Source organism: Flagellimonas crocea (assembly GCF_033441595.1).
Taxonomy (GTDB): domain Bacteria; phylum Bacteroidota; class Bacteroidia; order Flavobacteriales; family Flavobacteriaceae; genus Flagellimonas; species Flagellimonas crocea.
On the sequence record NZ_JAUZVX010000004.1, the window covers coordinates 293,467 to 319,770 of the forward strand.

Below are 26,304 nucleotides of genomic sequence, written 5' to 3' on the forward strand. Positions count from 1 at the left end.
ATTCCATACTATGAAATTAGCGGAAATTTCCATAAAAAGGCCTTCATTGGTCATTGTGCTATTCACCATACTTACCCTTGGGGGCCTGTTCAGTTATAACCAACTGGGGTATGAATTGATACCCAAATTCGACCGAAATGTCATAACCGTCGCCACTATCTACCCCGGTGCCTCGCCCAGCGAGATCGAAAATACCGTGACAAAAAAAATAGAGGATGCGGTTGCCTCTCTGGAGAACATCAAAAAAATAGAATCCCGTTCTTATGAAAGCCTTTCCACGGTTGCGATTACCTTGACGGATGATGCCAATGTTGATATTTCCCTAAACGATGCACAACGGAAAATCAATGCCATTATCAGTGATCTGCCCGATGATGCCAAAACACCCTCCTTAAGCAAATTTTCATTGAGCGACCTTCCGATTATGACAATTGGTGCTAATGGCACTATGGATGAAATTAAGTTTTATGACCTGATTGATAAAAAAATTGCCCCTTTGCTTTCCCGGGTCAATGGTGTGGCACAGATAAATTTGATCGGGGGGCAAGAAAGGGAAATCCAGGTAAATTTAGACGCCGACCGACTTCATGGATATAACCTTTCCATACCCCAGGTCCAACAGACCATCCTGGCCTCGAATTTGGATTTCCCCACAGGAAATATTCAGACCAGGCAGCAAAAAATATTGATCCGGTTGGCCGGAAAATATAAAAATGTTGAAGAGCTGCGCAATCTGGTAGTCGCTGATAAAGATGGCATCCAAGTGAGGCTCAGTGATATTGCGGATGTTCAGGACAGTCAAAAAATACCTGAAAAAATTGCACGGGTAAAGCAAAAAAGTGCCATCCTACTGCAGGTGATCAAGCAGTCCGATGCCAATGCCGTAGCTGTAAGTGAAGATATATTAAAACGGATAGCACAGCTCGAGACCGATTATAAAACCATAGACCTCAGTCTCAATGTCGCCAATGACAGTAGTGTTTTTACCCTAGAGGCGGCCGATTCCGTAATCCATGACCTATTGATCGCCGTGTTATTGGTGGCGATCGTAATGCTGTTCTTCTTGCACAGTGTAAGAAACTCGCTAATTGTAATGGTGTCCATACCCGCATCGTTGGTTGCGACATTTATAGGCTTTTTGTTGTTGGATTATACCTTGAACTTAATGAGTTTATTAGGATTGTCTTTGGTCGTAGGCATCTTGGTGGACGATGCCATCGTTGTACTCGAAAACATTTACCGGCATATGGAAATGGGCAAAAACCGTGTCCGTGCGGCCTATGACGGTACCGCTGAAATCGGGGGCACGGTAACATCCATAACGCTGGTAATCGTGGTCGTCTTTTTTCCCATTGCCATGAGCAGCGGTCTGGTGTCCAAAATCATTACCCAATTTTGTGTGACCATAATTATTTCGACCTTGTTGTCCCTATTGGCATCGTTTACCATTATTCCTTGGTTATCGTCCCGTTTCGGAAAATTGGAGCATATCACAGGTAAAAACCTGTTCGGTAGGCTTATCATCAAATTCGAAACACAGTTAAAACGTTTCACGAATTGGATCTCCGGCTTATTGACCTGGTGCCTGGATCATTATAAAACCACGCTGTCCATCGTTTTGGTTATCTTCTTTGCTTCGATCGCCTTGGTAGCGGCAGGATTTATTGGAGGCGAATTCTTTGCCACATCGGATAGGGGCGAGTTTTTGGTGCAGATAGAACTACCAAAAGATGCCTCATTGGAAGAAAGTAATTTTATGGCCCAAAAAGCAGAGGCCTTTTTGAATACACAGGAAGAAGTCAAGAGCCTTATCACCACTGTAGGCCAGACCAGCGAAGGCTTAGGAGCTTCACAGGCTACAGCTTACAAGGCGGAAATAAACGTCCAAATGGTTGATGAAAATGAAAGGCAGGACGATTCTTATGTATTTGCCGCCAAAACAAAACGTCGTTTAGAGAAAATTTTGGTCGGAGCCAAGGTGAAAACCGTCCCTATAAGTCTTTTGGGAGTGGCGGAGGAAGCCCCGTTGGCCTTGGTAGTGACCGGACCTAGTTTGGATAGTGCCATGGTCTTTGCCAGAAAGGCGGAGGCGGAACTGCATAAGATTCCTGGGGCCACGGAAATTGAATTGTCCGTAGAAACGGGAAATCCTGAAATCAATGTTCAAGTAGATCGGGATAAAATGGCCTCCCTGGGATTATCGTTACAAACGGTGGGGTTGACAATGCAAACAGCATTTAACGGGAATACCGATGGCAAATTCAGGGCAGGGGAATATGAATATGATATTAACATTCGCTACAATAGTTTTGATAGAAAAAGCATTGTCGATGTAGGGGATTTGATCCTTACTAATGACCAAGGGCAAGAGGTAAAACTCTCACAGTTCGCCGACATCACCGAAACGTTGGGCCCGAGCCAATTGGAACGCCGGGATAAGACCGCGTCGGTTACCGTAAAAGGGCAGTCCGTTGGCAGACCAGCTGGTACGGTCGCGGATGAATGGGAAGCTGCCTTCCAGGATGTCGAACGGCCCACGGGGGTCGATTACGTATGGGGTGGGGATAAAGAAAGGCAGTCGGAAGGGTTCGGAACACTGGGAATTGCTATGTTGGCAGCTATTATATTGGTCTATTTGGTAATGGTTTCCCTGTACGACAGTTTTGTGCACCCGTTCGTAGTTCTTTTTTCCATTCCCTTATCGTTCATCGGAGCTTTGCTGGCATTGGCGTTAACGAACAATTCCCTGAACATCTTTACCATTCTTGGTATAATTATGTTGATCGGGCTAGTGTGTAAAAACGCCATTATCCTGGTTGACTTTGCCAACGAAAGGGTCCGGTCAGGGGAAACGGTCAGGAACGCCTTGATACAGGCCAACCACGCACGTCTCCGCCCAATTCTAATGACCACCATTGCCATGGTTTTCGGGATGCTTCCCATTGCGTTGGCCTCAGGCCCGGGATCGGGATGGAAAAATGGTCTTGCCTGGGTTATCATCGGGGGATTGATAAGTTCGCTTTTCTTGACCTTGATAATAGTACCGGTAATATACAATTTAATGGAAAAATTGGTACATAAGTTTACCAAGGGAACAAAAACTGATTATGAGGAGCTTATGGTGGCCGATTACGAGCATAAAAAATTGGTAGATGGCTTTAACCCAGACCACACGCTGTGATATGCTGGCCGTGTTCCGGTTGTTGAGCTTTATCGACATCTAAAATGCTATCCCATGGCGGTCCTTGGCGACCTTTTTGTTAGATTTGAATCGATGTTCATCATTATAATGTACAATGATACACCAAGTGAAATCTTGGATAAGTAACTAACTACTGACCTCTAAAAATTAATACTTAATTACTTTCAGACAGAGTTTAATTTGCAGACCCGTTTTTTCTTTGGTTTTATCATGGAAATCGAGCCTCAAAAAATACAATTAAATCGATTTTGGTGATTGTTCCATTTTTAAAAAATTCTTACCCTCTCATTTATTCTGTGTTTTTATCACAGAATAACCGTACATGGTACCATTCACATTTTTTTAGTAAAATAGGCTCTACCCATCATAAAATAAAGGGTGTGATAGAACTTGTAATCAGAAAACCTTTATAGGAAAAATACTTTCAAAACAATCGTTTCTACTTATTTTATCATATAACTTCTTAATGAATTAAAATCAAATATTTTTAATATGAAATGATTTATTGATAATGATTTCAATATCTTCCTTCAAAAAGTTTGAACTCTGTCCTGTCGAGTTCACTGGGCAGCAATGCCAAAGAAAAGAAAAACCTTGCAACCATGGTTGCAAGGTTTTTTTATTTTCACATGGTGTGATCAAAATGATGTACCTAATACATCAGGGTGTTATATCCTTTGGCCTGCAAATGCAGTATCCTTAGGGACCACGTGGCAACAGGCTCCATACCAGGAATCAATTGGTCCGCTGTAACACCCAACTTTTCCATGGCCACGCTACAAACACTCACTCGCACTTTATTCTTATATTTTTGATAGAGTGTTTCCAGATCCGACCCTTTTACCAGTTGTGTTACCAACTTTCCTTTGGTAACGATTTCATATTCCGTAACCTCTACCCCGCTGGCCACGAGTTTGTCATACATGCTCAAAACTCCCCTAAAATGACGTTCCTCACTCACTCCAAAGGCATATTTTTTGGTCTCTTGTAAATTTGATACTATTTCCGCATTCAACGTATCCTGCCCAAATACGGTCGGTACGGTCAAAATAGATAGAAGTCCCAAAAGAAAAATATTTCGGAAAAGTTTCATAGAGATTGGTATTAGTGAGCTAAAAATTGTGCTCTAAAAGTACAATTATTGTTCGTCATCTCTCACAACAATCGTCCTATACATACTAATTGGCTTTCCGCCCGAACCAATAAAAGCTTTTTGCGGTTGCCGAAACCTCATCCAGATAAAATGTAGGAAGAGGAATATTTCCACAATCCTCCTAAATCACCGTGTTCGATAACCTATCGTTTTTTTGATAAAAATATAGCGACAACACTTACCTTTTTGCAAAAAGGATGAGGTTTAGTAAAAAGTGTCAATGGTTTGTTGAATTAGCTTCCAACAATTTAATAAAAAATCGATTGATTGTTTAAATTAGACGACTTAATGTTCATTTTTTTTACTAAAATTCCAAAATCATTAGATTTTCATTAAATAAAATAATGGATTACCAATAATACTTGTTTGATTTCAAAAACCAACTAAACCAATTATATGAAAACACTGAATTACAAAGCATTGTTATTTGTTTGCCTTTTTATAGGGATCTTCTGCAACGCACAAATAGAAAAAGCTCCGCCGAGGGCTGAAGGTGACGGACCTTGGTCGCAATTGATCATTCGGGGGGCAACTGTAATCGACGGGACCCTCTCACCCCCTATTGGTCCAGTGGACATTGTTGTGGAAAACAATAGGATCGCGTCGGTCCAGATTGTCGGGTTTCCCGGAATGGAAATCAATCCCGACAGAAGGCCCAAACTTAAAGAAGGTGGCAAAGAACTCAATGCCGAGGGCATGTATTTACTACCGGGCTTTGTGGATACCCATGCGCATATCGGGGGCTCATCACAGGGTACTCCTGCCGAATATGTGTTTAAGTTATGGTTGGGACACGGTATTACCACCATTTGTGATCCTGGGTCCGGGAACGGGATTGATTGGGTCTTGGACCAGAAGGCAAAAAGTGCTAAAAACGAGATTACGGCACCACGGATACAAGCGTACAATTGGTTTGGAAACAATTTGAACGGGGAAAGGGGACGAGCGGACATCACTACCCCTGAAGCTGCTAGGGAATGGGTCAGGGCGAATGCCAAAAAAGGTGCCGATGGCATAAAGTTCGGTGGTGGTCTTCCCGAAGTAATGACGGCCGCATTGGACGAGAACAAAAAGATGGGACTACGATCAAAAACCCACCATGCCCAATTGTATGTGGGCCGATGGAACGTACTCAACAGCGCAAGGGCCGGGCTAACCTCCATGGAGCATTGGTATGGATTGCCAGAAGCCATGTTCGAGGATAGGACCGTACAGGATTACTCGCTCGATTATAACTACCAAAACGAACAAGATCGTTTTGGTGAAGCCGGACAACTTTGGAAACAAGCAGCCAAGCCTTATTCCGAAAAATGGAACGCGGTGATGGACGAGCTCATTTCATTGGATTTTTCACTTTCGCCTACGATGGTCATTTACGAGGCCAACCGAGATCTGCAGAGAGCCAGACGTGCGGAATGGCATGAGCAATATACCCTCCCCTCTCTATGGGAGTTTTATGCACCGAGCAGACAATCGCATGGATCTTACTGGCACTATTGGGGCACGGAACAAGAAATTGATTGGAAAGAAAATTACAAGCTCTGGATGACCTTTTTGAATGAATATAAAAACAGGGGCGGTAGGGTGACCGTGGGAACGGATGCAGGATTTATCTACCAGTTGTACGGTTTTGCTTATCCCAGGGAAATGGAGCTCCTGCGGGAAGCCGGTTTTCATCCTCTGGAAGTTATAAAAGCGGCCACATTGAACGGGGCCGAGGCACTTGGACTGGAAGACGAAATAGGCACCATCAAGGTTGGCAAATTGGCCGATTTTGTAATCGTTGAAGAGAACCCATTAGAAAATTTGAAGGCTCTTTATGGTACGGGCGCCATTCAATTGCAGGAGGACAACACCATTAAGAGGGTCGGAGGCGTAAAATATACCATTAAGGACGGGATAATCTATGATGCCAAGAAACTGTTAGAGGATGTGAAAAACATCGTGAAGCAAGCCAAGACCGAAGCCAATTACCAGATAGTACAACCTGGTATGAAACAATAAAGATTATTGAAAAGAAGGATAAAAGGCGGTGATCGAAGTGTTATCGCCTTTTCTATTTTTGAAGGGAATCCAATACGCGTTGGGCTTCTTTCAGTTCCATTTCGAGTTTTTCGTTCTCCAAAATATACTTTTCCTGCAACTGGTTCATTTTACGCTCAAATTCATCCGCCGGCACATATTCCGGCTCCAGCAGGGTTTCTTTTAAAATACTGACCAGGGTGAACAAAAAGCTTACCGCAACGGCCACTATCAAACCTATGAGCATTATTTTCTCCCTCTTTAAATCTGGTGTGTTCCTTTTTAATTGCCTTTTTTCCTCTTTGGTCAATTTTGGAGTACCGGAGAGCTGTCCCAGAAATGTATCCCATTTCTCCTCTTCCTTCACATAAAGATTCATAAACCCTCCCTCATCCAAAAAGTCCTGCGTGGTCGAAGTTGAGGCCAAAAGAAACATATCCATCCCATTCCCGCTCATTACATCCAATAAAGTGGAGTCATAGGACTGAATCTCTTTTACCAGTTTTTGTACATATTCCAGACTGTAGTTGGGTCTAAGAAATTCATCATAGAGCGTCTGAATCTCAAAATAGTCGCTGCGCTCCAATGCATATTCCAAAAAACGGTCCTTTAGTTCGGCCTTAAAAAATTCACTCATTTTTCAGAATGCGTGGTTAGTGGGTTGGTCGTTGGTTCTCGAGGCTAAATGTAAAGAATTGGGAGCAATGGTCAATCTGGATACAGTAAAGAAAACATGAATTTTAATCGGCAGTATTCATTAGAGAACTCGTATTCATACAGTGAAACAGTATGGATAAAACCTTACACTATTTCCGCGCTCAAGCCAGCCTGTAACAGCTTGCTGCATTTAGGCTTAAGAAAAGAATACTCACCGGTTTTTACGGTGCACTTGCCTTTGTAATGGACAATTAAAGAGCACTGTTCGGCCTGTTCGGGTGTGTGCTCACATACATTGATAAGGGTTTCGATAACATAATCAAAAGTGTTTACGTCATCATTAAAAAGAATTATTTCATGTTCATTTATCGTCTCTTCCTCCAGAAGGACATCTTCCAACTCTTTTTCTTTAGTACCCATAACCTATGAAGTTTACTACTTCCTAATTTACATATTTTGCTGAAATCCAGTTGTTCTTCTCCAGATTTTTTTCAAATTCCAAACCATGGGCACTACATTTTGAAGAAATTGCATCCAAATCCTCCAAATAAAAGCCACTTAAAAATAACCACCCTCCTTTTTTGAGACAATCCGCATAAATGGGAATATCATCCAGTAGTATATTTCTGTTGATGTTGGCCAAAATAACATCGTATGTTCTACCGTTCAACAAACTACTATCTCCTTGGAACACCTTGATGTCCGCACAGTTATTTCTCTCCACACTTTCCTGGCTGTTCAAAAAGCACCATTCATCAATATCGATGGCTTCCGTATCGGCAGCTCCCCGTTTTTTGGCCAAAATTGCCAAGACGCCTGTTCCGCAGCCCATATCCAAAACGGACTTTCCCTCAAAATCATGATCCAGAATATGTTGCAACATCATATGGGTGGTTTCGTGGTGGCCTGTGCCAAAACTCATTTTAGGTTCTATCACAATATCGTATTCCACCTCCACAGCTTCGTGAAATGGGGCACGTACCATACAACGATCGCCTACTTTTATAGGATGAAAGTTTTTCTCCCACTCCGCGTTCCAGTTCTGCTGTTCCATTTCCTTGCTTGTCCAGCTTATTTCAAAGTCCGGGTTTTGGAATGCAAACAAATCAGTGAAATTGGTTTCTTTCCATTCCGATTTTAGGATATAGGCGAGAACCCCCTCTTCGTTTTCCACAAAACTCTCAAAACCCAATTCCCCCAACTCCGCAATCAAAATATCGGTTGCGGGTTGGAGCGGGCTAATTTTAAAATCGTATTCTATATATACCAAGGACATGTTTTAAATCGCCTTGATGATGTCTGTAAAATCAGAGGCTACCAAAGAAGCTCCCCCGATCAAACCACCGTCCACATCAGGTTTGGAAAAAATCTCGGCCGCGTTGGCAGGCTTAACGCTCCCGCCATACAAAATGGAGACATCCTCGGCAATGGATGCATTGAATCCATCTGCTATGGTTTTTCTGATGAACGCGTGCATTTCCTGTGCTTGTTCCGGACTGGCGGTTTCTCCTGTACCAATGGCCCACACAGGCTCGTATGCAAGTACTATCTTGCTCCAAGCGCTGGCATCAAGGTCAAACAGGGCGTTTTTCAACTGGCTTTCCACTACGGCAAAGTGATTATCGGATTTTCTGTCCTCCAATTCTTCACCAAAGCAGAAAATGACTTTCAAGCCTTTTTCAATGGCGGTTTTTACTTTTTTCGCCAATAATTCATCATCCTCACCAAAATAAGCACGTCTTTCGGAGTGTCCGAGAATTACCACGTCCACTTCCAGACTAAGCAACATATCCGCTGAGATTTCTCCTGTATATGCCCCGCTTTCGGCAAAGTGCATGTTCTGTGCAGCGACCTGCACCTTGGAATCCTGAAGTGCTTCTTTGGCAGCTTGAAGGTTTACAAATGTAGGTGCCACTATCACATCGGCATCGGTATCTGGTAGTTTGGCGGAAAGCTCGGCCAAAAGTTCCTCCGTTTCCTGAAGGTTCTTGTTCATTTTCCAATTTCCTGCCACAATCTTTGTTCTCATGTTATTTGTTGTTATGTTATACTGTTTTGGTGTTTGGTGTTTGGTGTTTGGTGTAAAAAATTATTCTTTTTCTCTATTGTTGAATTTTTGTCCTCTTATTTTAGTGTTTCGAAGGTAATACATGAACGCCCCAATTTTGTTGTTACAGTGTTCTGTCATCTCCAGAGCTTTCATGCAATCCTCATCAGTGATTAGCTTCTTGTCGAAAGAACGATAAAATTGAGATTTCAACTCTGTACACGAACCTTTTGAAAAACTCAAAAAATTATGGAACTCTTTATTTCCACCTCTTCCAAAGCCTTCTGCTATATTATCCATAATTGAACCTGAACTTCGCTCCATTTGGTTGCGCAACGCATAATTGTTCCCCAACTCAGTTGTTTGAAAAAGGTGCTCTACTAGTTGACACAGTTCCCTGGAAATTTTCCAGACTTCCAAATCTTCGAACCTATCTATCCTACCCATCTTACATCAAAACATTTAAACTGAAAAACAACAAACATTAAAACTCCAGTTCATCAAAATCGTTGTAATGTACCTTTTGCTGAATGGTTCCCTTGCTGAGCACCAAAATTGCCGGATTGGAGCGCACAATGGTCTTCAACGTGGTCTCATCCGTAAAATAAAATTCAAAGCCCAGTCCGTAGGTCTCTATAATCTTCTCGGCCATGTCTCTACTAGAAGCGGACATTCCTATGACTTTGTAGCCCTTTTGTTTTGCCTTTGCCGTTACGTCGGCAACATCCTCAAAGGCCTCAAGGTTGCTTTTTGTCATATCATAGGCAATCACCATTACCAGTTTATCCTCTTCTAGCAGTTCAGATGCGTAGTTCTGCCCTTCCTGCTCAATGGTGAAATCGTGTATTGGCGGTTCGTACCCTGCTTGTATCTGAGTAGTTTCCACGTCAATGAACTCTCCATCTACCGTGGGATAGTCACCTTCGGTCACATAAATTTTTTCTTCTCCATCTACCTTAAAACGCCATGCATATTCGTAGATCGGTTGGGGAGCATCTTCGGGAACGGACATTCCCTCTTGAATATTGACCCCGATTTTATAAGGTCTGAAATCTACCGATGGCAAATGGGCCAATACATGATTTGCAAACAGGGCACAAGCCAGCAACGACACTCCCCCAACTATCCAATTGACTTTGGGACTGAACAATGGTGTAATATATTTTCTTCCGAAGAACAATATTAAAATGAAGACCAGAAGAATCACATCTTTGGTAAAGGATTCCCATGGGGTGAGTTTTATTGCATCGCCAAAGCATCCGCAATCCGTCACTTTATTGAAATATGCTGAATAAAACGTCAAGAAAGTGAAGAACACGATCATGAGCAGTAGGCTCCAAACCGTGAATTTGGGTTTAAATCCAATCAATAGTAAAATGCCCAAAATCACCTCAACAATAACCACAAAAATGGAGATGGCCAATGCCAAAGGCGTCAAAAATGGCAGGTCCAATACCCCTGGACTGAAATACTCTTCCAGTTTGAATGAAAAACCCATGGGGTCGTTCAACTTTATCAGCCCGCTGATAATGAACAGCACTCCTACTATAATTCTTGATATCCAGACCAAATACTTCATATTTTTCTAAAATAAATTTCCAATCCTAAAAAAACAAAACCCAATTTCCTCTCGATTAAGCCTTTTTTAAAATTGATGATAATATCTTTCTTAACTCGATAGATTCCTCAATCAAATTCTGCGCTAAATCACTATCAGGATTCGAATCCTTCAGCAAACGTAACCAATACCCCGATTCCTTTGCTTCTTTTCTTGCTATTTTCAATCTAAACTTAAAATCCTTATCCCCCAGTTTTTCATTCGCCTCAATATAATTGGCTCCAACAGAACCAGAAGAACGAATCAATTGTTTTCCATCTTCAATGTTTATGACGGAGGTTTTCAATGATTTGACATACTTTCTACAATTCTTTGCAAAATTGAATGTTCTATCTTCTAAATCATACTTGTTATTCAAAGCAAATTTTTGTTATTTGGATTTTATCATTTGGTATTTACACCCAAATGAATGAGTGCAAAAACTGCATAATTAACCATATCCTGATAGTTGGCATCCACGCCTTCGCTGACCAAGGTGGCTCCTTGATTGTTCTCAATCTGTTTTACACGCAGCAACTTTTGCAAGATCAAATCGGTAAGGGAACTTACCCGCATATCGCGCCAAGCCTCCCCGTAATCGTGGTTTTTGTCTTCCATCAGCTTCTTGGTAATAGCAACTTGCTCATCATAAAGTGCAATGGCCTCCTCGGCGGTCAAATCTGGCTGCTCTACCACTCCCTTTTTAATCTGAATGAGTGCCATAATGGAATAGTTAATGATCCCGATAAACTCGGAACGCTCGTCTTCGTCCACCTTGCGCACATCGTTCTGTTGAAGACCACGAATACGTTGTGCCTTAATAAAAATCTGGTCTGTCAATGAGGGTAACCTAAGGATTCGCCAAGCGGTACCATAGTCCTTGGCCTTTTTTGAAAACAATTCGCGACAGGTTTGTATCACCGCATCGTATTGTTGGGAAGTCTGCTGCATGTATTGTTGCTAATTTGCGTAAATTTCGTCCAACTTATCCGTGCCCGTGAGCACTTTGCCAAAGATAATGAAACCCGACAAAGCAGATATTTTTTATGACCATAAACTGTAAAGGTGAGCTTGTAGACCTAAAAACGCCCAAAGTCATGGGTATTCTCAACCTTACTCCAGATTCCTTTTTTGATGGCGGAAAGTACAAGGACGAAGCATCCATCCTTAACCAAGTGGAATACATGCTCAACCATGGTGCAACTTTTATAGATATGGGCGCCTACAGTTCCAGACCGGGTGCAGAGCACGTTCCGGAAGACGAGGAGCTAAAACGGATGATTCCTGTTATCTATCTTATCCTAAATAAATTTCCCGATACTTTGATTTCGGTGGATACCTTTCGGAGCAAGGTAGCAGCTGAAAGTATAGAACACGGTGCGGCCATGATCAACGATATTTCGGCTGGAAATCTGGATGAAGCAATGTTCGATACGGTCGCCAACCATCAAGTTCCGTACATTATGATGCACATGAAAGGCACTCCGCAATCCATGCAAAAGGAAGCAACCTACGACAACTTGATCAACGATCTCAGGTATTATTTTTCAGAGAAAATCAAAAAAACTACATCAAAAAAAATAAACGACATCATCATTGACCCAGGCTTTGGTTTTGCCAAGACAACAGGGCAGAACTACACGCTACTGAACCATTTGGACATGTTCCAAAACTTTGGTTTGCCCATTTTGATAGGCCTGAGCAGAAAATCCATGATCTATAAAGTGTTGGAATCATCACCGCAAGAAGCGCTAAACGGAACCACGGCGCTGCATACCGTGGCACTTTTAAAAGGTGCCAATATTATTAGGGCCCACGATGTAAAAGAAGCCGTGGAATGTGTTAAACTTGTAACGGCCTTAAAAGAGAACGCCCTCTAATTTGAGGTTCTCCTATTTTTGCTAATTTTACAAAAACGCAGCGGTTGGATTTTTTAAATTTTATCGAGTTCAAGATTACGGATATCATCGACATAGTCCTCGTGGCCGCGCTCCTCTATTACATTTATAAATTGGTCAAAGGCACGGTGGCCATCAACATTTTTATCGGGATAGTAATCGTTTGGGCCCTGTGGAAACTTACCGAACTGCTCCAAATGAAAATGATCAGCAGCATGGTCGGTGGTTTCATGAATATTGGACTGATTGCCCTGATCATCGTGTTCCAACAGGAAATCCGAAAGTTTTTACTGATGATAGGGTCTACCAACTTTGCCTCCAAACGCAATGTCCTCAGGCATTTCAAATTTTTACGGCAGGAAGCCATTTCCACCAGTACCGATGTGGAGTCCATCATTGGGGCGTGCGAGCGTATGGGAACCTCAAAAACAGGGGCCCTGATCGTAATAGAGCGCAATAATTCCCTGGATTTTGTAAAATCTACCGGAGATTCCATGAACATTAAGGTGACACAACCTATTTTGGAAAGTATCTTCTTTAAAAACAGCCCGTTGCACGACGGCGCCATTGTGATACAAGACAACTATATTACGGCCACCAGGGTGATTTTACCCGTTTCCAACGATCGCAATATTCCGCTCCGTTTTGGATTGCGACACAGGGCAGCAGTGGGAATCACGGAAAAAACCGATTCGCTCTGCTTGGTGGTCAGTGAAGAAACCGGATCCATATCCTACATCAAGAATGGAGATTTTATCCCTTTTAAAAATAAGGAAGAATTGGTAAAGCGTATTAAAAAGGACTTGGAGCAATGACCTGTAAAAATTGTGACGCAAGACTGCGAACAGATTTCCTTTATTGTCCAGCTTGCGGTGGCAAGGTAATTCGCAATAGGATTACCGTGAAGAATCTGTGGGTTGATTTCTTGGAAAGATATTTTAATCTTGACAACACTTTCATTAGAACCTTTGTCCATTTGTTCACCAAGCCCGAAGTCGTCATTGAGGGATACTTGCAGGGACTTCGCAGAAAATACCTGAACCCCATCAGCTATATTGGAATAGCATTGACACTTTCTGGAATTATTGTATTTCTGATGGCCAGATCCATTGATTTTATGCAATTCGATGCTTTTGAAACAGGGGCTTCAACTGTCTATCAAGAAAAACTTATGGGCTTTATCTTAGATTATAATGCCCTTATTTTCCTGATTTACATCCCTTTGATGGCCATATCGGGCTGGTTATGTTTTGATGAAAAGAAATACAATTTTGCAGAGCGGATGATAATATTTATGTACGCTCTTGCCCATTTTAGCCTTTTTAGCTTTATTCCTTCATTATTATTGCTTCTTCTTATTCCAGAGCACTATTTAACATTTTCTTTGATTGCTTCTTTGAGCATGATAGTGTATTCCTCCTATATTATTATCAGAATCTCAGGGTCAAAAGGTATAGCCCTTGTAGCTCGGTTGTTCCTATTTTATACGATTTTTGGAATTCTTTATTTGTTCACTTCAATACTAATACCCGTAATTATGTTATTGACAGGTGAGATCACCCTACAAGATTTTGTGCCCCCGCAAAACTGATCAAGCCACCTCCTCTGCCAAGAACTGGGCCGTATAATTACTTCATTCTTTTAGGGTCTCTTGGTACGTTACCGCGCCTTTACACTCTACTGAGCAAGCCATTATACTTGTATTGCAGCAAAATCTCATAGCTCATTGCAATCTTTTTCTTTCAATTCCCTCAAGATTGTCATCTATCAATTGAAAATGGGCATTGGTGAACTCAGATGAGGCGTTCATCAATTAGGAACCAGCCATTCCTCGGTTAAGTTGTATTATCGTCCTTTTTTAGAAATTTTTATAGCGGAAGCCGAAAAGCTAATAGAGTAGGTAAACTTTAAATACATTATTATGACTAATGCAAGATTAAGTCTTGATGCTTTTAAACAAAAAGCGAAAAATGTAAACACTAATGAGGTACTTGAAAAAATCAAAGGAGGTGATGCCTCTGAATGTCATGGCGCAGTATCTGCTAATCACAAAGTATACTTAACCCTCAAAGAGGCATGGGATAGTATATGGGAATAGCCTTTTATTATAATTATTAAAAAGTATTAAGGGAGAAAACCTCCCTTTTTTTAGTTCAGTTAAAGACAACATGGAGGAATTAATACAATCTTTGACACTTGTTGGAAAGAAAGAATTAGTCAATAATATTAAAGTCCTCTTATTTAAAGAAGACGAGAATATTTTTGACTTAATTGATTTTGAGAATGACAATATTTATCAAGACCCTTTATTTTATGCCTATTTCAATAGTCCAAACAGAGCCTTTATAGATTTGCAAACATTAATTTATGGATATATTAAAGAAGACCTACGTCCAAAACGGTTAAAAATATCATCCGATTCGAGTGGTAGGTTCTATATCTCCAATATTGGTTGGTTTATAACAGAACACCCGAGTGTAATAATAACATTGGAGAGAGATAGTCGAAATGATTTCAATTTATTCTTAGGAAATAAAAAAATTGATTTCATTTTTGAAACTATTGAGTTTATCGATGGAACCAATATTGAACTACTAAAGTATCCGATTTCACTTTTGAACCAATGCTATTACGATATACATGGGAGATTAATTACCGTCGAGATTGAAGAAATAACCCGATTAAAAAAGGTTCATTTAACAAACGCATTCAAAACCATTAAAGAACTAATGCCCCTTCAGTTCGAAATAATCGATCAAACGGTTAAAAAGGCAGTAATTTTTAATGTTGACACAACATTAAGAAACTCATTTGCAACTATGAAAGCATTAGGAACTATTTTTCTCAACTCATATCAAGACGATTATAAGGAAATTTTTTTTATTGATGATATAGTGCACCAGTCAGGCCATTGTATTTTCTACAATGTTTTATGGGATACCAAACTATTTTTTAAGGTTGATCCAGCCACCCCTTTATCAACCTTTTTAATCGACGATGTTATAGAGACCAGAGACCTAAATATTCTTTTTCATGCTTTGTATACTTATCATGTGACTTTACTTTCTTTGTTCAAGTGTTTGAATGAAAATCTTTTTAAAAGATTAGATAAACATGAGCTTATAGGAAGAATCCATTTCTATTTGAGAAAGTTTTTTAATGATATTTTGCTTATTGACAAAACTGTTGAGTCCAACGAGCGAGCCATGAATATATTTACAAAACAAGGTCTTGAGATATATCTCGAAATGAAAAAATCCCTGCTTGGATTATTGGACATGGAACGAGATACTTTTAAAGATTATGATTTCTCAAATCAACCATATAATTTCACTTTTTCCAAATTTTTAGAGCTAAACCCTTTAAATGAAATTACTAATTAACCTTTTTTTTATAATTCTTTTAATTTGTTGTAAACAAGATGATAAGGAATTTAATTTATGTTCAGGAAGTGTACACCCATATTATTACCCTAGCTTGGAATATAAAGGCGGTTTTTACGAAATAAAAAAACACTTCTATGAAAATTATAAACCGACATATGGAGAAAAGGATACAGGTATAATCCGTATTCAATTTCAAGTCAATTGCCATGGAGAAACAGGCAACTATAAAATTCAATCCTACAACCTAAATTATACGAATACAAGACTTTCAGATAAAATTACAAAGCAATTGCTTTTGCTAACAAAAGGTTTAAAAGAATGGATTCCTGCAACGAATGATATGGGCGAAAATATAGATAGCCATAAGTTTTTTGCATTCAAATTAGTTGATGGGAAGCTTAAAGATATTTTGCCCAAATGATACATAAGAAGAGAGGTTTAAAAGGTGTATGGCTGTTTTTTTCATCCATTATAGCTTTGACCATTGTTTTAGGAATATTTTTCAATCAATTTTTATTCATGCTTTTATTCCAATATGGATATTCAGAAGTATATGCAGGCAACAATAAAACAGGCAATAAAATTATGAACTATGCTATATCCAAAATGAAAAAACCCGATGCTGAAATATATCATGCACTTTCTGTCCAAAACACAAAAAATGGGAATTATGACATCGCGATAGAAGCATTAAAAAAGTCATATGAGATAAACCCTAGAGATGCTGGTGCCTATTACGGATGGGTGCTGCTCTATCATTACCACGATTATGAGCAAGCACTGCAAGTGCTAAATGAATTTGATGATTCAACTCCAGACTTTTCCGATTGGCCTATGGGTGAATGCATCCACTACCTCAAAGGTCTTGCGCATAAGGAAATGGGGCAATACGAATTGGCTTTAAATGAGTTTATCACTTCAATAGAAAACACATCGACTGAAAATGATGATAATTGGGTTAATTACCAAGTTTTTCTAAACAAAGGAATAAGTTTATTTTATTTAGAAAGATATGCTGATGCAATTACTGCATTTAATCAAGCAATTAGCAACAATGATAAATGTTCCGAAGCTTATTATTTTATTGGTCTGTCTCAATTAAAGTTGGGAAATAATGAATCAGGCTGCATAAATCTGGACAAAGCACATTCCTTGGTCAGTAAAGGGTATAAATCTTCTGATCCATATGTAGAATTGTTCCATGAGATATATATACAACAGGTGGACCAACACATACTCCAAAACTGTATGAATTAATGCCAAAGCAGTTTCCTTTTTATAAACAGTTGGACATGAAAGATTGTGGGCCAACTTGTTTAAAGATAATCGCAAAGTTTTATGGGAAAATATACAGTATTGATTATTTAAGGGAAAAATCACACATTACACAGCAAGGTTCTTCTTATGGAGGTGTTGCAGAGGCTGCAGAAATTATTGGAATGCGTTCCCTCGGGGCCAATTTAACTTACGAAACACTTTCGGAACAAGCTCCATTACCTTGTATCGTGCATTGGAGACAAAGACATTTCATTGTTGTTTATAAAATTAAAAAAGAAAAAGTTTATGTTTCCGACCCTGCACATGGCCTTATCAAATATTCTAAAGATGAATTTATAGATGGTTGGATTCCCAATAAACAAAAGAAGTATTATCATGAGGGTTCGGTTCTATTATTGGAGCCAACTCCAGAGTTCTATAGAATTGAAGATGATTCTTTAAAGAAAAAATTTGGGTTCAAGTTTTTACTTCCCTACTTCAAAGAATACAATAGAGTTTTAATACAAATATTTCTGGGTCTTTTTATAATAACCTTGTTGCAGTTGGCCATGCCATTTTTAACCCAGGCTGTTGTAGATTATGGCATAAATTATCAAAATCTAAGCTTTGTCTACTTAATACTAATAGCTCAATTAGTTTTCTTTGTAAGTAGCACATCGATTCAAATAATTAGGGATTGGTTGATGTTACACATGACAAGTCGTATTAACATAAGACTATTGTCTGACTTTCTAATGAAGTTGATGAAGTTGCCTATTCTGTTTTTTGACAGAAAAAATATTGGGGATTTATTACAGCGTATTCAGGACCATACTAGAATTCAAAATTTTCTGTCATCATCAACTTTAGGCGCATTGTTTTCTTTTGTACATATTGTTATTTTTTCTTTGGTGCTGGCTTATTACAATCTGTTCATTTTTTCAATTTTCACATTGGGAACATTATTATATTTAGGATGGACAGTTCTTTTCCTAAAGAAAAGAAAAGAGCTTGATTATAGAAGGTTTGATTTAGCATCAGGAAATCAGAGCAGTATTGTCCAGCTTTTAAATGGAATGCAAGAAATCAAATTGAATGGGTCAGAAAGAAAAAGAAGATGGGAGTGGGAAACCATTCAGTCCAGACTTTATAGAGTTTCCATTAAGGGTTTGGCACTGCAACAGACACAAAATATCGGAGGTTCATTTATAGATCAAGTAAAAAATATCATAATAACTTTTTTAGCAGCTAAAAGTGTAATTGATGGTCAAATTACATTAGGAGCTATGTTGTCTATTCAATATATACTTGGGCAACTGAATATTCCTGTCAACAACCTTATTACTTTTATTCAATCTGCCCAAGATACTCAATTGAGCTTAGCAAGAATATCTGATGTACACCTACAAGATGATGAGGAGAATAAGATAGAGGAAAGTATAAGACAATTACCAAAAGATAAATCTATCTATGTTCATAATCTGAGTTTCAGATATGGTAGCAAGCATTCACCCTTGGTTTTGGAAAATTTAAATTTTAAAATCCCACAAGGTAAGATAACCGCAATAGTAGGTGCGAGTGGAAGTGGTAAAACAACTCTTGTAAAACATCTACTTAAAATTGTAAATCCCAATAAAGGTTTAATTAAAATTGGCAATACCATGCTCAATAACTTAAGCGTTTCATTTTGGAGATCAAAATGTGGCTCCGTTATGCAAGAAGGGTATATTTTTTCAGATACAATTGCTCGCAACATAACTGAATCTGACTCAGAAGGCTTAATTGATAAAGAAAAACTTTTAAGAGCTGTTAGGATAGCCAATATGGAATCTTTCATAGAGTCATTGCCCATGGGGTATAATACGAGGATTGGAGCAAGTGGAATGGGAATTAGTGGTGGTCAAAAGCAAAGAATATTGATTGCCAGGGCTGTATATAAGAATCCTGATTATTTATTTTTTGATGAGGCTACAAGTGCTTTGGACTCAACCAATGAAAGTCAAATAATGAATAAGCTACATGAGTTTTTTGAAAATAAAACAGTTGTAATAGTAGCCCATAGATTGAGCACTGTGAAAAAGGCCAATAATATAATTGTATTGGAAAAAGGCAAAATCATAGAAGAAGGCAAGCATCAAGAATTAGTGAAAAATAGGGGGGTCTATTATAAATTGGTAAAAGACCAATTGGAATTGGGCAGTTAACTATGAAGATTGATGAAATAGATGTGAACAGCGAACAAATAAGGGAAATCCTTGAAAAACAGCCAAATGTTTTTTTAAGATGGGGGATAACAGCAATTTGTTGTGTTATTGTTTTGATGTTTTTAACTACATGGTTTATTAAGTATCCTGATATTGTTCAATCCCAAGTAATCATAACTACACAAATTCCACCTCAAAAGGAATATGCAAAAACAAGTGGTGAATTAAGTGCCCTTTTTGTGAAAAATAATGATTTTGTAAGTGAAAATCAGCCTCTGGCCATAATTGAAAACACAGCTAGTTATCAGGATGTATTCAAATTAAAATCCATTGTTGATACTATTTCGGTTAACAATGATGCTTTTTTTTATCCCATTGATAATTTGCCAATTTTCTTTTTGGGGGATATTGAGCCACAATACGCAATATTTGAAAACAATTATATCCAATATCAATTAAACAAAGAGCTAAAACCTTTCACCAATGAAGTCATTGCAAACAAGTATTCTATAACTGAATTACATCGACGTTTGCAAAGTCTGCAATCTCAAAAGGAGATTAACAAAACAGAATTAGAATTTAGGCAAAGAGATTTAAACAGAAATAAATCGTTATTTGACAAAGGTGTTATATCTGCACAAGATTATGAGAATAAGCAAGTCGAATATGCTCAAGCTGAACGCAATTATAAGAACTTCGAGGCATCAATCTCACAAATACGTGAGGCCATAAGCAACACGCGAAAAACTTCAAAAGGGACTAAAATCAATCAAGTCAAAGAAGAAATGATGTTGCTCAAAAATGTGATACAGTCTTTTAATCAGTTAAAAAGGGCGATTAATGAGTGGGAATACAACTATGTTTTACAGTCTAAAATTAATGGAAAAGTTTCTTTTTTAGATATATGGAATACTAATCAATCTGTTAATCAAGGGGATTTGATATTTACAATTATACCCGATAAGAGTTCTTCTTATATGGCAAAATTAAAATCGCCTATTCAAAACTCAGGTAAAATAAAAATTGGTCAAATAGTGAATATTAAATTAGATAATTATCCCTATACGGAATATGGGATGTTAAATGGAAAGATCAATAATATTTCTTTAACACCTGATCAAAACGGATTTTATACAGTAGATGTAACTCTTTCCCCCATTCTCGTTACTTCTTTTGATAAAAAAATTGAATTCAAGCAAGAGATGACTGGAACGGCCGAGATTATCACCGAAGATTTAAGGTTAATTGAGCGCCTTTTTTATCAATTAAAGCAAATTTTTGAGCATTAATTTTTGTAAACAATGATTGAATTCCTTTTTTTCACTAGCCACTATCATAAAGGTTATTTACAAATTTTAGGCTTATAAAAAATCAGCCCACAAGATTTAATACCAGCTCCTCCAAAATAATCAAGCCACCTCCTCTGCCAAGAACTGTGCCTGATAAAGGTCGTTGTAGTAGCCACCTTTTTCCAAAAGTTCCTTGTGGGTTCCGACCTCAATGATTTTACCGGCATCCATCACTATGATCTTGTCGGCCTTTTTAATGGTAGCCAAGCGGTGCGCAATAATAATGGAAGTCCTGCCCTCGGTAATCTTGTCCGTTGCTTGTTGGATCAATTGTTCGGAATACGTGTCCACAGAAGAGGTCGCCTCATCCAAAATCAGGATACTTGGGTTGCTCACGTAGGCACGCAAGAAAGCTATCAATTGACGCTGGCCACTGGACAGCATAGTTCCACGCTCCTTTACATTATATTGGTATCCTCCCGGCAGACTTGAAATAAACTCGTGCACACCGATTTGTTTGGCCGCTGCCTCAATCTGTTTGGTGGTTATGGATTTATCACGTAGCGATATATTGTTGGCAATGGTATCGGCAAACAAGAAAACATCCTGCAATACTATGGCGATATGGGAACGGAGCGATTTTAATGTATAGTCCTCCAGACTCACATCGTCCACCAAAATTTTACCTGAATTGATCTCGTAGAATCGATTGAGCAAATTAATGATAGTGGATTTTCCTGCGCCTGTGGCACCAACAATGGCCACCGTCTCCCCTGCTTTTACATCAAAAGAGATACCATGCAGCACTTCCTCGTCGGGAACATACCCAAAGTGCACATCCTTAAACCGGATATCGCCTTTCACCACATCTTTCTCAACACTCCCGTTATCATCTATATGGCTATCGGTATCCAAAATCTTGAATACGCGGTTGGCGGCCACCATTCCCATTTGCAGGGTATTGAACTTATCTGCGATCTGACGTAGTGGACGGAACAATAGATCCATCAAGAAAAAGAAAGCCAAAATGGCCCCTTTGTTGTCCATCCCCACATTTTCTATATTTTGAATGACGCCGAAATAAACGACGAGACCAACACCTATGGAATTGGAAATTTCAGCAATCGGGAAAAATATGGAGTTGTACCAAACCGTCTTTAACCATGCATTTTGATGCTTTTCGTTGATGACACGGAATTTCTCCTTTTCAATTTCCTCACGGTTAAAGAGCTGAACGATTTTCATACCGGCAATACGCTCCTGCACAAAGGAATTGAGATTGGACACCTGCGCCCTTACCTCAATAAAAGCCACCTTCATAGCCTGTTGAAAAAGTCGCGTGGCGATCAGGATAACAGGTAGAATCGCAAAAACGATCAAGGCCAGTTTCCAATTGATCACCACCATAATGATTGCGGCGGACAACATTTTTAGGGCATCGGCCACGATCATAAAAAATCCTTGGCTGAAAATTTCTCCGATACGCTGCATATCCGCAACCGCCCTTGTAACGAGCACCCCAATGGACGAATTATCAAAATAGGTCATTTTAAAACTGGTCATCTTTTCAAAAAGATTGATCCGGATATCCCGGATCACCGACTCGCCCAAAAGGTTTGCGTAATAATTGAACAGCAATTGCGTAATTACCTGCCCCAACAAAAAGGCCAACATGAGCAGGACATTGTAGAGCAATTGTTCGGAATCTTTACTTTCCAGGGATTGGTTGATAATTGTTTTTACCAACAGTGGCACACCAATGGCAAAGGCTGCGGACAAGACCGCCACAATGGCCACCAACCAAAAGATGCCCCGGTAGGGCCTGGTCCGTGAAAAAACACGCTTGAACAATCTAAAATCAAACGCTTTTCCTAATTCCTCCTTTTTGTTCATCAAAAATTTCTTTTGGGTATAAAACCTTGGTCAAATATAATCCTTTTGCAGGGACGGAGACACCTGCCGCTCCCCTATCTTTACTTGCTATAATGTCATGGATTTCTTCCGCGGACATTTTACCCATTCCTACATCCAATAGTGTGCCTACAACGGCCCGTACCATATTCCGCAAAAATCGGTCGGCCGTAATGGTAAATACCCATTTTTCTTTATCCATTGCCCAAAAAGCCTCACGTACATCACAATTGAACGTTTTTACATCAGTATTTGATTTGGAAAAGCATTCAAAGTCGGTATAGTCCAGTAAAACTTTGCCAGCCGTGTTCATAGCCTCCAAGTCCAAAGGATGCCTTACCAAATGCGCATGGTCAAAAAGAAAAGGGCTTTTTTCCCTGACCAACCAATATTCGTAGGTACGCTCCACGGCGTCAAACCGGGCATGGGCATTTTCTGTAACCGGAAAAATTCCCTGTACCGCGATATCATCGGGCAAAAAAGCGTTCAATCGATAGACCAGCTCATCCAAATCGGCAATGGGCTCCAAATCCAAATGACAGAACATTTGCCTTGCGTGTACGCCTGCATCCGTTCTTCCCGCTCCCACCACTTCGACCTTCTCCCGCAAAAGAGTGGACAGGGCGTTTTCCAAAACTTCCTGCACCGTGATGGCATTGGGCTGGTTTTGCCAACCGTGGTATGCCTTTCCGAAATAAGAAAATTGGATAAAATATCTCAATGGGATCCTTTACTTTTAAGCCCATAAAGATAATTGAATCCTTTCCAACATAAGTTCGACCCTCGATTTTTAGTATATTTTTAGCGAAATGACGAAAATTTTATTGCTTTCCGATACCCACGGCCACATGGACAATACCATATTAAAGTACGCGGCCCAGGCTGATGAAATATGGCACGCGGGCGATATTGGAAGCCTAACGGTTACAGACCAACTTGAAGCCCTGAAACCGGTTCGCGGCGTGCACGGGAATATTGATGACCACATCATCCAAAAGGAATTCCCGGAAAACAACAGGTTTATGTGCGAAGGGGTCGATGTCTGGATTACGCACATTGGCGGCTACCCAAACAGATACGATGTCCGGGTGCGTGACGAAATCCGAAACAACCCTCCAAAACTTTTTATTTGTGGGCACTCCCATATTCTAAAAGTTATGCACGACAAAAAACTTGGGGTCTTGCACATGAACCCAGGCGCTTGCGGAAAACATGGTTTTCATCAAGTGCGCACCATGCTTAGGTTTATGATCGATGGAGACAAAATCTCCGATTTGGAAGTCATTGAACTTGGAAAAAGATAGTACAAACATAAAAACCCCGGCCGAAGCCAGGGTTTTTTCGCACTAATACTACTAAGATGTTAGGTTCAACGTAAGCGATCAACAGATTTTACAAGATCTTCATCCTTTTTGATAGCCCTGTTGGCCAGGACCAGAAAAACGATAGAAAATACAGGAATCAGCATCCCAATACCCTTCTCAGAAACCACAGTTTCTCCGGATAAGCTTAGCGATCGATAAACGAAAAATCCTAGTAAAAAAAGGTTCAATATCATATTCAATCTGTTTACCACAAATTGATTTTGTCTTTTCTTGTACAACACGATCGATACTACGGCCAAAACGGACACTGCATAAAAAGCAAAGCTTACCAATACTTCATCTTGCGCAAAAACTTCCTTGCCGCCCACTTCTACCCACAGATTCAGAAAAAAAGGAAGTACCCCGGAAATTAGGGCCACTACCAGTAAAAAAAACGTTTGTATCCGTTGAATCATTGTGCAAATCGATTTCAAAAGGCAAAAATAGACGTCTTTTTGAGAAATTAGGCTTTATTCTTGAAAAATTATTTGTAATATTGTCTTGTTATTATCAAGCACCTACCTCGGAATTCTTTTCTCCAGTAGCATCCAAAATAACCTTACTTCATAATAAGAATCACACAAGTTTAACTTATTTCTTTACTTAATGTTCGAGATTTCAGATCTAAAAGCTAAAAAGCTTCCTGAGTTGCAAGAGATTGCAAAGGATCTTAATGTTCCCAAATTCAAATCAATGAAAAAACTGGACCTGGTTTATCAAATATTGGACGTTCAGGCTTCAAACCCAAAAGCTGTTGCAGAAACTGTTTCCGCGACCACAGAGGAAAAGCCCGCTCCGAAACCCAGAAAAGCCAGGACTCCACGTCCTAAAGCTACCGAAACCAAAGACGCGAAAGCCAACACTGCGGAAAAAGCACCTCAAAAAAGAGAGCCAAGGAACCAAAAAGACGACTCCAAAGACTCCAAAGGACAGGGACAGCCCCCAAAAAAGGACAACAAGCCCCAAAACAACAATAACAACAACTCCCAAAAGAACCAAAATAACAACAGGAGAAACAATCCAAGCAATAAAACCCATCACGATAAAAAGAACAGCAATTTTGACAAAGACTTGAAAAACAGGTACAAGGAACCTGAGTTTGAGTTCGACAGCATTATTGAAAGTGAAGGGGTTTTGGACATTATGCAGGATGGTTACGGATTCCTAAGATCTTCGGATTACAACTATCTTTCTTCCCCCGACGATATTTACGTGTCCCAATCCCAAATTAGATTGTTCGGGCTTAAATCCGGTGACACTGTTTTGGGCAACATTAGGCCTCCAAAAGAAGGTGAAAAATATTTCCCGTTGATCAAAGTAAACAAAATCAACGGATTGGACCCACAAGTGGTTCGTGACAGGGTGGCTTTTGAGCACCTTACACCATTATTTCCAAAGGAAAAGTTCAAACTAGCGGAAAAACAAAGTACCATCTCCACAAGAATCATGGATTTGTTCTCCCCGATCGGAAAAGGGCAAAGGGGTATGATCGTATCCCAGCCCAAAACGGGTAAAACCATGCTGTTGAAGGATATTGCAAACGCTATTGCTGCCAACCATCCAGAGGTTTATCAAATCATCCTGTTGATCGATGAGCGTCCGGAAGAGGTTACCGATATGCAACGTAATGTACGTGGCGAAGTGGTCGCTTCTACTTTTGACAAAGAAGCTACCGAACACGTAAGAGTGGCCAACATTGTTTTGGACAAAGCTAAAAGATTGGTGGAATGCGGACACGACGTGGTAATCCTATTGGATTCCATCACCCGTTTGGCAAGAGCCTACAACACGGTACAGCCAGCTTCCGGTAAGGTATTGAGTGGTGGTGTGGATGCCAACGCATTGCACAAGCCCAAACGTTTCTTTGGGGCTGCACGTAATATTGAAAACGGTGGGTCGCTTTCCATCATTGCTACGGCATTGACAGAAACAGGTTCCAAAATGGACGAGGTTATCTTTGAGGAATTCAAGGGTACAGGTAACATGGAGCTTCAGTTGGATAGAAGAATTTCCAACAGAAGAATTTTCCCTGCCATCGACCTTATTTCTTCATCTACACGAAGAGATGATCTATTGTTGGACGAAAACACCATTCAACGTATGTGGATCATGCGCAAATATTTGGCGGACATGAATCCCGTTGAAGCCATGGAGTTTATGGAACAGCGTATAAAACAGACCAAGAACAACGAGGAGTTTTTGCTCACTATGAACGAGTAAGAGCTTATAAGGTTTAACACCATAAAGGTTAGGAGCCCTTCAATTCTTTTGAAGGGCTTTTTTGTTAAGTCATTTTACAGAAAAGGCATATCTTTAT

The 26,304-nt window shown here is 39.8% G+C and carries 25 protein-coding genes; 13 read left to right on the forward strand and 12 right to left on the reverse strand.

Features of this window, described 5'->3' with window-relative positions; translation table 11 throughout:
- Window positions 1-10 precede the first annotated feature (10 nt).
- On the forward strand, window positions 11-3,181 hold the full coding sequence (locus SD449_RS14760; protein ID WP_036379400.1) for an efflux RND transporter permease subunit: 3,171 nt from the start codon (window positions 11-13) through the stop codon (window positions 3,179-3,181).
- A 673-nt stretch (window positions 3,182-3,854) separates the two neighbouring features.
- On the opposite strand, the gene SD449_RS14765 is transcribed toward SD449_RS14760, so the two are convergent.
- On the reverse strand, window positions 3,855-4,295 hold the full coding sequence (locus SD449_RS14765) for a DsrE family protein (protein ID WP_318311622.1): 441 nt from the start codon (window positions 4,293-4,295) through the stop codon (window positions 3,855-3,857).
- 456 nt (window positions 4,296-4,751) lie between these two features.
- On the opposite strand from SD449_RS14765, the gene SD449_RS14770 reads away from it, so the two are divergent.
- Window positions 4,752-6,359, forward strand: a complete 1,608-nt coding sequence (locus SD449_RS14770; protein WP_318311624.1) for an amidohydrolase family protein — start codon at window positions 4,752-4,754, stop codon at window positions 6,357-6,359.
- A gap of 52 nt (window positions 6,360-6,411) precedes the next feature.
- On the opposite strand, the gene SD449_RS14775 is transcribed toward SD449_RS14770, so the two are convergent.
- From SD449_RS14775 to SD449_RS14810, 8 genes are all read right to left on the reverse strand, one after another.
- Window positions 6,412-7,014: a hypothetical protein gene (locus SD449_RS14775; protein ID WP_318311626.1), complete on the reverse strand. Its 603-nt coding sequence runs from the start codon at window positions 7,012-7,014 to the stop codon at window positions 6,412-6,414.
- Window positions 7,015-7,178: 164 nt separating this feature from the next.
- On the reverse strand, window positions 7,179-7,454 hold the full coding sequence (locus tag SD449_RS14780) for an ATP-dependent Clp protease adaptor ClpS (RefSeq protein WP_318311628.1): 276 nt from the start codon (window positions 7,452-7,454) through the stop codon (window positions 7,179-7,181).
- Window positions 7,455-7,476: 22 nt separating this feature from the next.
- On the reverse strand, window positions 7,477-8,310 hold the full coding sequence (gene prmA / locus SD449_RS14785) for a 50S ribosomal protein L11 methyltransferase (RefSeq protein WP_318311629.1): 834 nt from the start codon (window positions 8,308-8,310) through the stop codon (window positions 7,477-7,479).
- 3 nt (window positions 8,311-8,313) lie between these two features.
- Entirely contained in the window at window positions 8,314-9,063 is a 750-nt protein-coding gene (tpiA, locus tag SD449_RS14790; protein ID WP_318311630.1) for a triose-phosphate isomerase, read from the reverse strand.
- A 60-nt stretch (window positions 9,064-9,123) separates the two neighbouring features.
- Complete coding sequence (locus tag SD449_RS14795; RefSeq protein ID WP_318311632.1) at window positions 9,124-9,528, reverse strand: four helix bundle protein; 405 nt, start codon at window positions 9,526-9,528, stop codon at window positions 9,124-9,126.
- Between the two features lie 37 nt (window positions 9,529-9,565).
- On the reverse strand, window positions 9,566-10,660 hold the full coding sequence (locus SD449_RS14800) for a BT_3928 family protein (protein ID WP_318311634.1): 1,095 nt from the start codon (window positions 10,658-10,660) through the stop codon (window positions 9,566-9,568).
- Window positions 10,661-10,715: 55 nt separating this feature from the next.
- Window positions 10,716-11,057 carry a four helix bundle protein gene (locus SD449_RS14805; RefSeq protein ID WP_220114031.1) on the reverse strand — a complete coding sequence of 114 codons (342 nt, stop codon included), beginning with the start codon at window positions 11,055-11,057 and terminating at the stop codon, window positions 10,716-10,718.
- 26 nt (window positions 11,058-11,083) lie between these two features.
- Window positions 11,084-11,629, reverse strand: a complete 546-nt coding sequence (locus tag SD449_RS14810) for a DUF1599 domain-containing protein (protein WP_318311636.1) — start codon at window positions 11,627-11,629, stop codon at window positions 11,084-11,086.
- Between the two features lie 95 nt (window positions 11,630-11,724).
- Here SD449_RS14810 and folP point away from each other — a divergent pair, with 95 nt between their 5' ends.
- The 9 genes from folP to SD449_RS14855 all read left to right on the forward strand — a co-directional run bounded on the left by folP (window position 11,725) and on the right by SD449_RS14855 (window position 20,712).
- A complete protein-coding gene (gene folP, locus SD449_RS14815; protein WP_318311638.1) occupies window positions 11,725-12,558 on the forward strand; it encodes a dihydropteroate synthase in 834 nt (277 codons plus the stop codon).
- A gap of 44 nt (window positions 12,559-12,602) precedes the next feature.
- A complete protein-coding gene (cdaA, locus tag SD449_RS14820) occupies window positions 12,603-13,391 on the forward strand; it encodes a diadenylate cyclase CdaA (RefSeq protein ID WP_318311639.1) in 789 nt (262 codons plus the stop codon).
- 86 nt (window positions 13,392-13,477) lie between these two features.
- Window positions 13,478-14,167: a DUF3667 domain-containing protein gene (locus SD449_RS14825; protein WP_318311640.1), complete on the forward strand. Its 690-nt coding sequence runs from the start codon at window positions 13,478-13,480 to the stop codon at window positions 14,165-14,167.
- A gap of 330 nt (window positions 14,168-14,497) precedes the next feature.
- Window positions 14,498-14,674 (forward strand): hypothetical protein, encoded by a 177-nt coding sequence (locus SD449_RS14830; RefSeq protein WP_318311641.1) that lies wholly within the window; start codon window positions 14,498-14,500, stop codon window positions 14,672-14,674.
- 70 nt (window positions 14,675-14,744) lie between these two features.
- On the forward strand, window positions 14,745-15,959 hold the full coding sequence (locus SD449_RS14835; RefSeq protein WP_318311642.1) for a hypothetical protein: 1,215 nt from the start codon (window positions 14,745-14,747) through the stop codon (window positions 15,957-15,959).
- Window positions 15,943-16,383: a hypothetical protein gene (locus SD449_RS14840; RefSeq protein WP_318311644.1), complete on the forward strand. Its 441-nt coding sequence runs from the start codon at window positions 15,943-15,945 to the stop codon at window positions 16,381-16,383. Before SD449_RS14835 ends, SD449_RS14840 begins: the two co-directional genes overlap by 17 nt.
- Window positions 16,380-17,219 (forward strand): tetratricopeptide repeat protein, encoded by an 840-nt coding sequence (locus SD449_RS14845; protein ID WP_318311646.1) that lies wholly within the window; start codon window positions 16,380-16,382, stop codon window positions 17,217-17,219. Before SD449_RS14840 ends, SD449_RS14845 begins: the two co-directional genes overlap by 4 nt.
- Window positions 17,219-19,423: a peptidase domain-containing ABC transporter gene (locus tag SD449_RS14850; protein ID WP_318311647.1), complete on the forward strand. Its 2,205-nt coding sequence runs from the start codon at window positions 17,219-17,221 to the stop codon at window positions 19,421-19,423. Before SD449_RS14845 ends, SD449_RS14850 begins: the two co-directional genes overlap by 1 nt.
- 2 nt (window positions 19,424-19,425) lie before the next feature.
- Complete coding sequence (locus SD449_RS14855) at window positions 19,426-20,712, forward strand: HlyD family secretion protein (RefSeq protein ID WP_318311648.1); 1,287 nt, start codon at window positions 19,426-19,428, stop codon at window positions 20,710-20,712.
- Between the two features lie 120 nt (window positions 20,713-20,832).
- On the opposite strand, the gene SD449_RS14860 is transcribed toward SD449_RS14855, so the two are convergent.
- Together SD449_RS14860 and truA are read right to left on the reverse strand one after the other, a co-directional pair.
- Window positions 20,833-22,605, reverse strand: a complete 1,773-nt coding sequence (locus SD449_RS14860; protein WP_318311650.1) for an ABC transporter ATP-binding protein — start codon at window positions 22,603-22,605, stop codon at window positions 20,833-20,835.
- Complete coding sequence (gene truA, locus SD449_RS14865) at window positions 22,571-23,344, reverse strand: tRNA pseudouridine(38-40) synthase TruA (protein ID WP_318311652.1); 774 nt, start codon at window positions 23,342-23,344, stop codon at window positions 22,571-22,573. Before truA ends, SD449_RS14860 begins: the two co-directional genes overlap by 35 nt.
- Before the next feature lie 88 nt (window positions 23,345-23,432).
- Between truA and SD449_RS14870 the strand changes: the two genes are divergently transcribed.
- Window positions 23,433-23,927, forward strand: a complete 495-nt coding sequence (locus tag SD449_RS14870) for a metallophosphoesterase family protein (protein ID WP_318311654.1) — start codon at window positions 23,433-23,435, stop codon at window positions 23,925-23,927.
- 65 nt (window positions 23,928-23,992) lie between these two features.
- Here the strand turns inward: SD449_RS14870 and SD449_RS14875 are convergent, their stop codons facing one another.
- Window positions 23,993-24,403, reverse strand: coding sequence for a DUF4293 domain-containing protein (locus SD449_RS14875; RefSeq protein ID WP_318311656.1), 411 nt, complete (start codon window positions 24,401-24,403; stop codon window positions 23,993-23,995).
- A gap of 190 nt (window positions 24,404-24,593) precedes the next feature.
- On the opposite strand from SD449_RS14875, the gene rho reads away from it, so the two are divergent.
- Window positions 24,594-26,207: a transcription termination factor Rho gene (gene rho, locus SD449_RS14880; RefSeq protein ID WP_318311658.1), complete on the forward strand. Its 1,614-nt coding sequence runs from the start codon at window positions 24,594-24,596 to the stop codon at window positions 26,205-26,207.
- Window positions 26,208-26,304 lie beyond the last annotated feature (97 nt).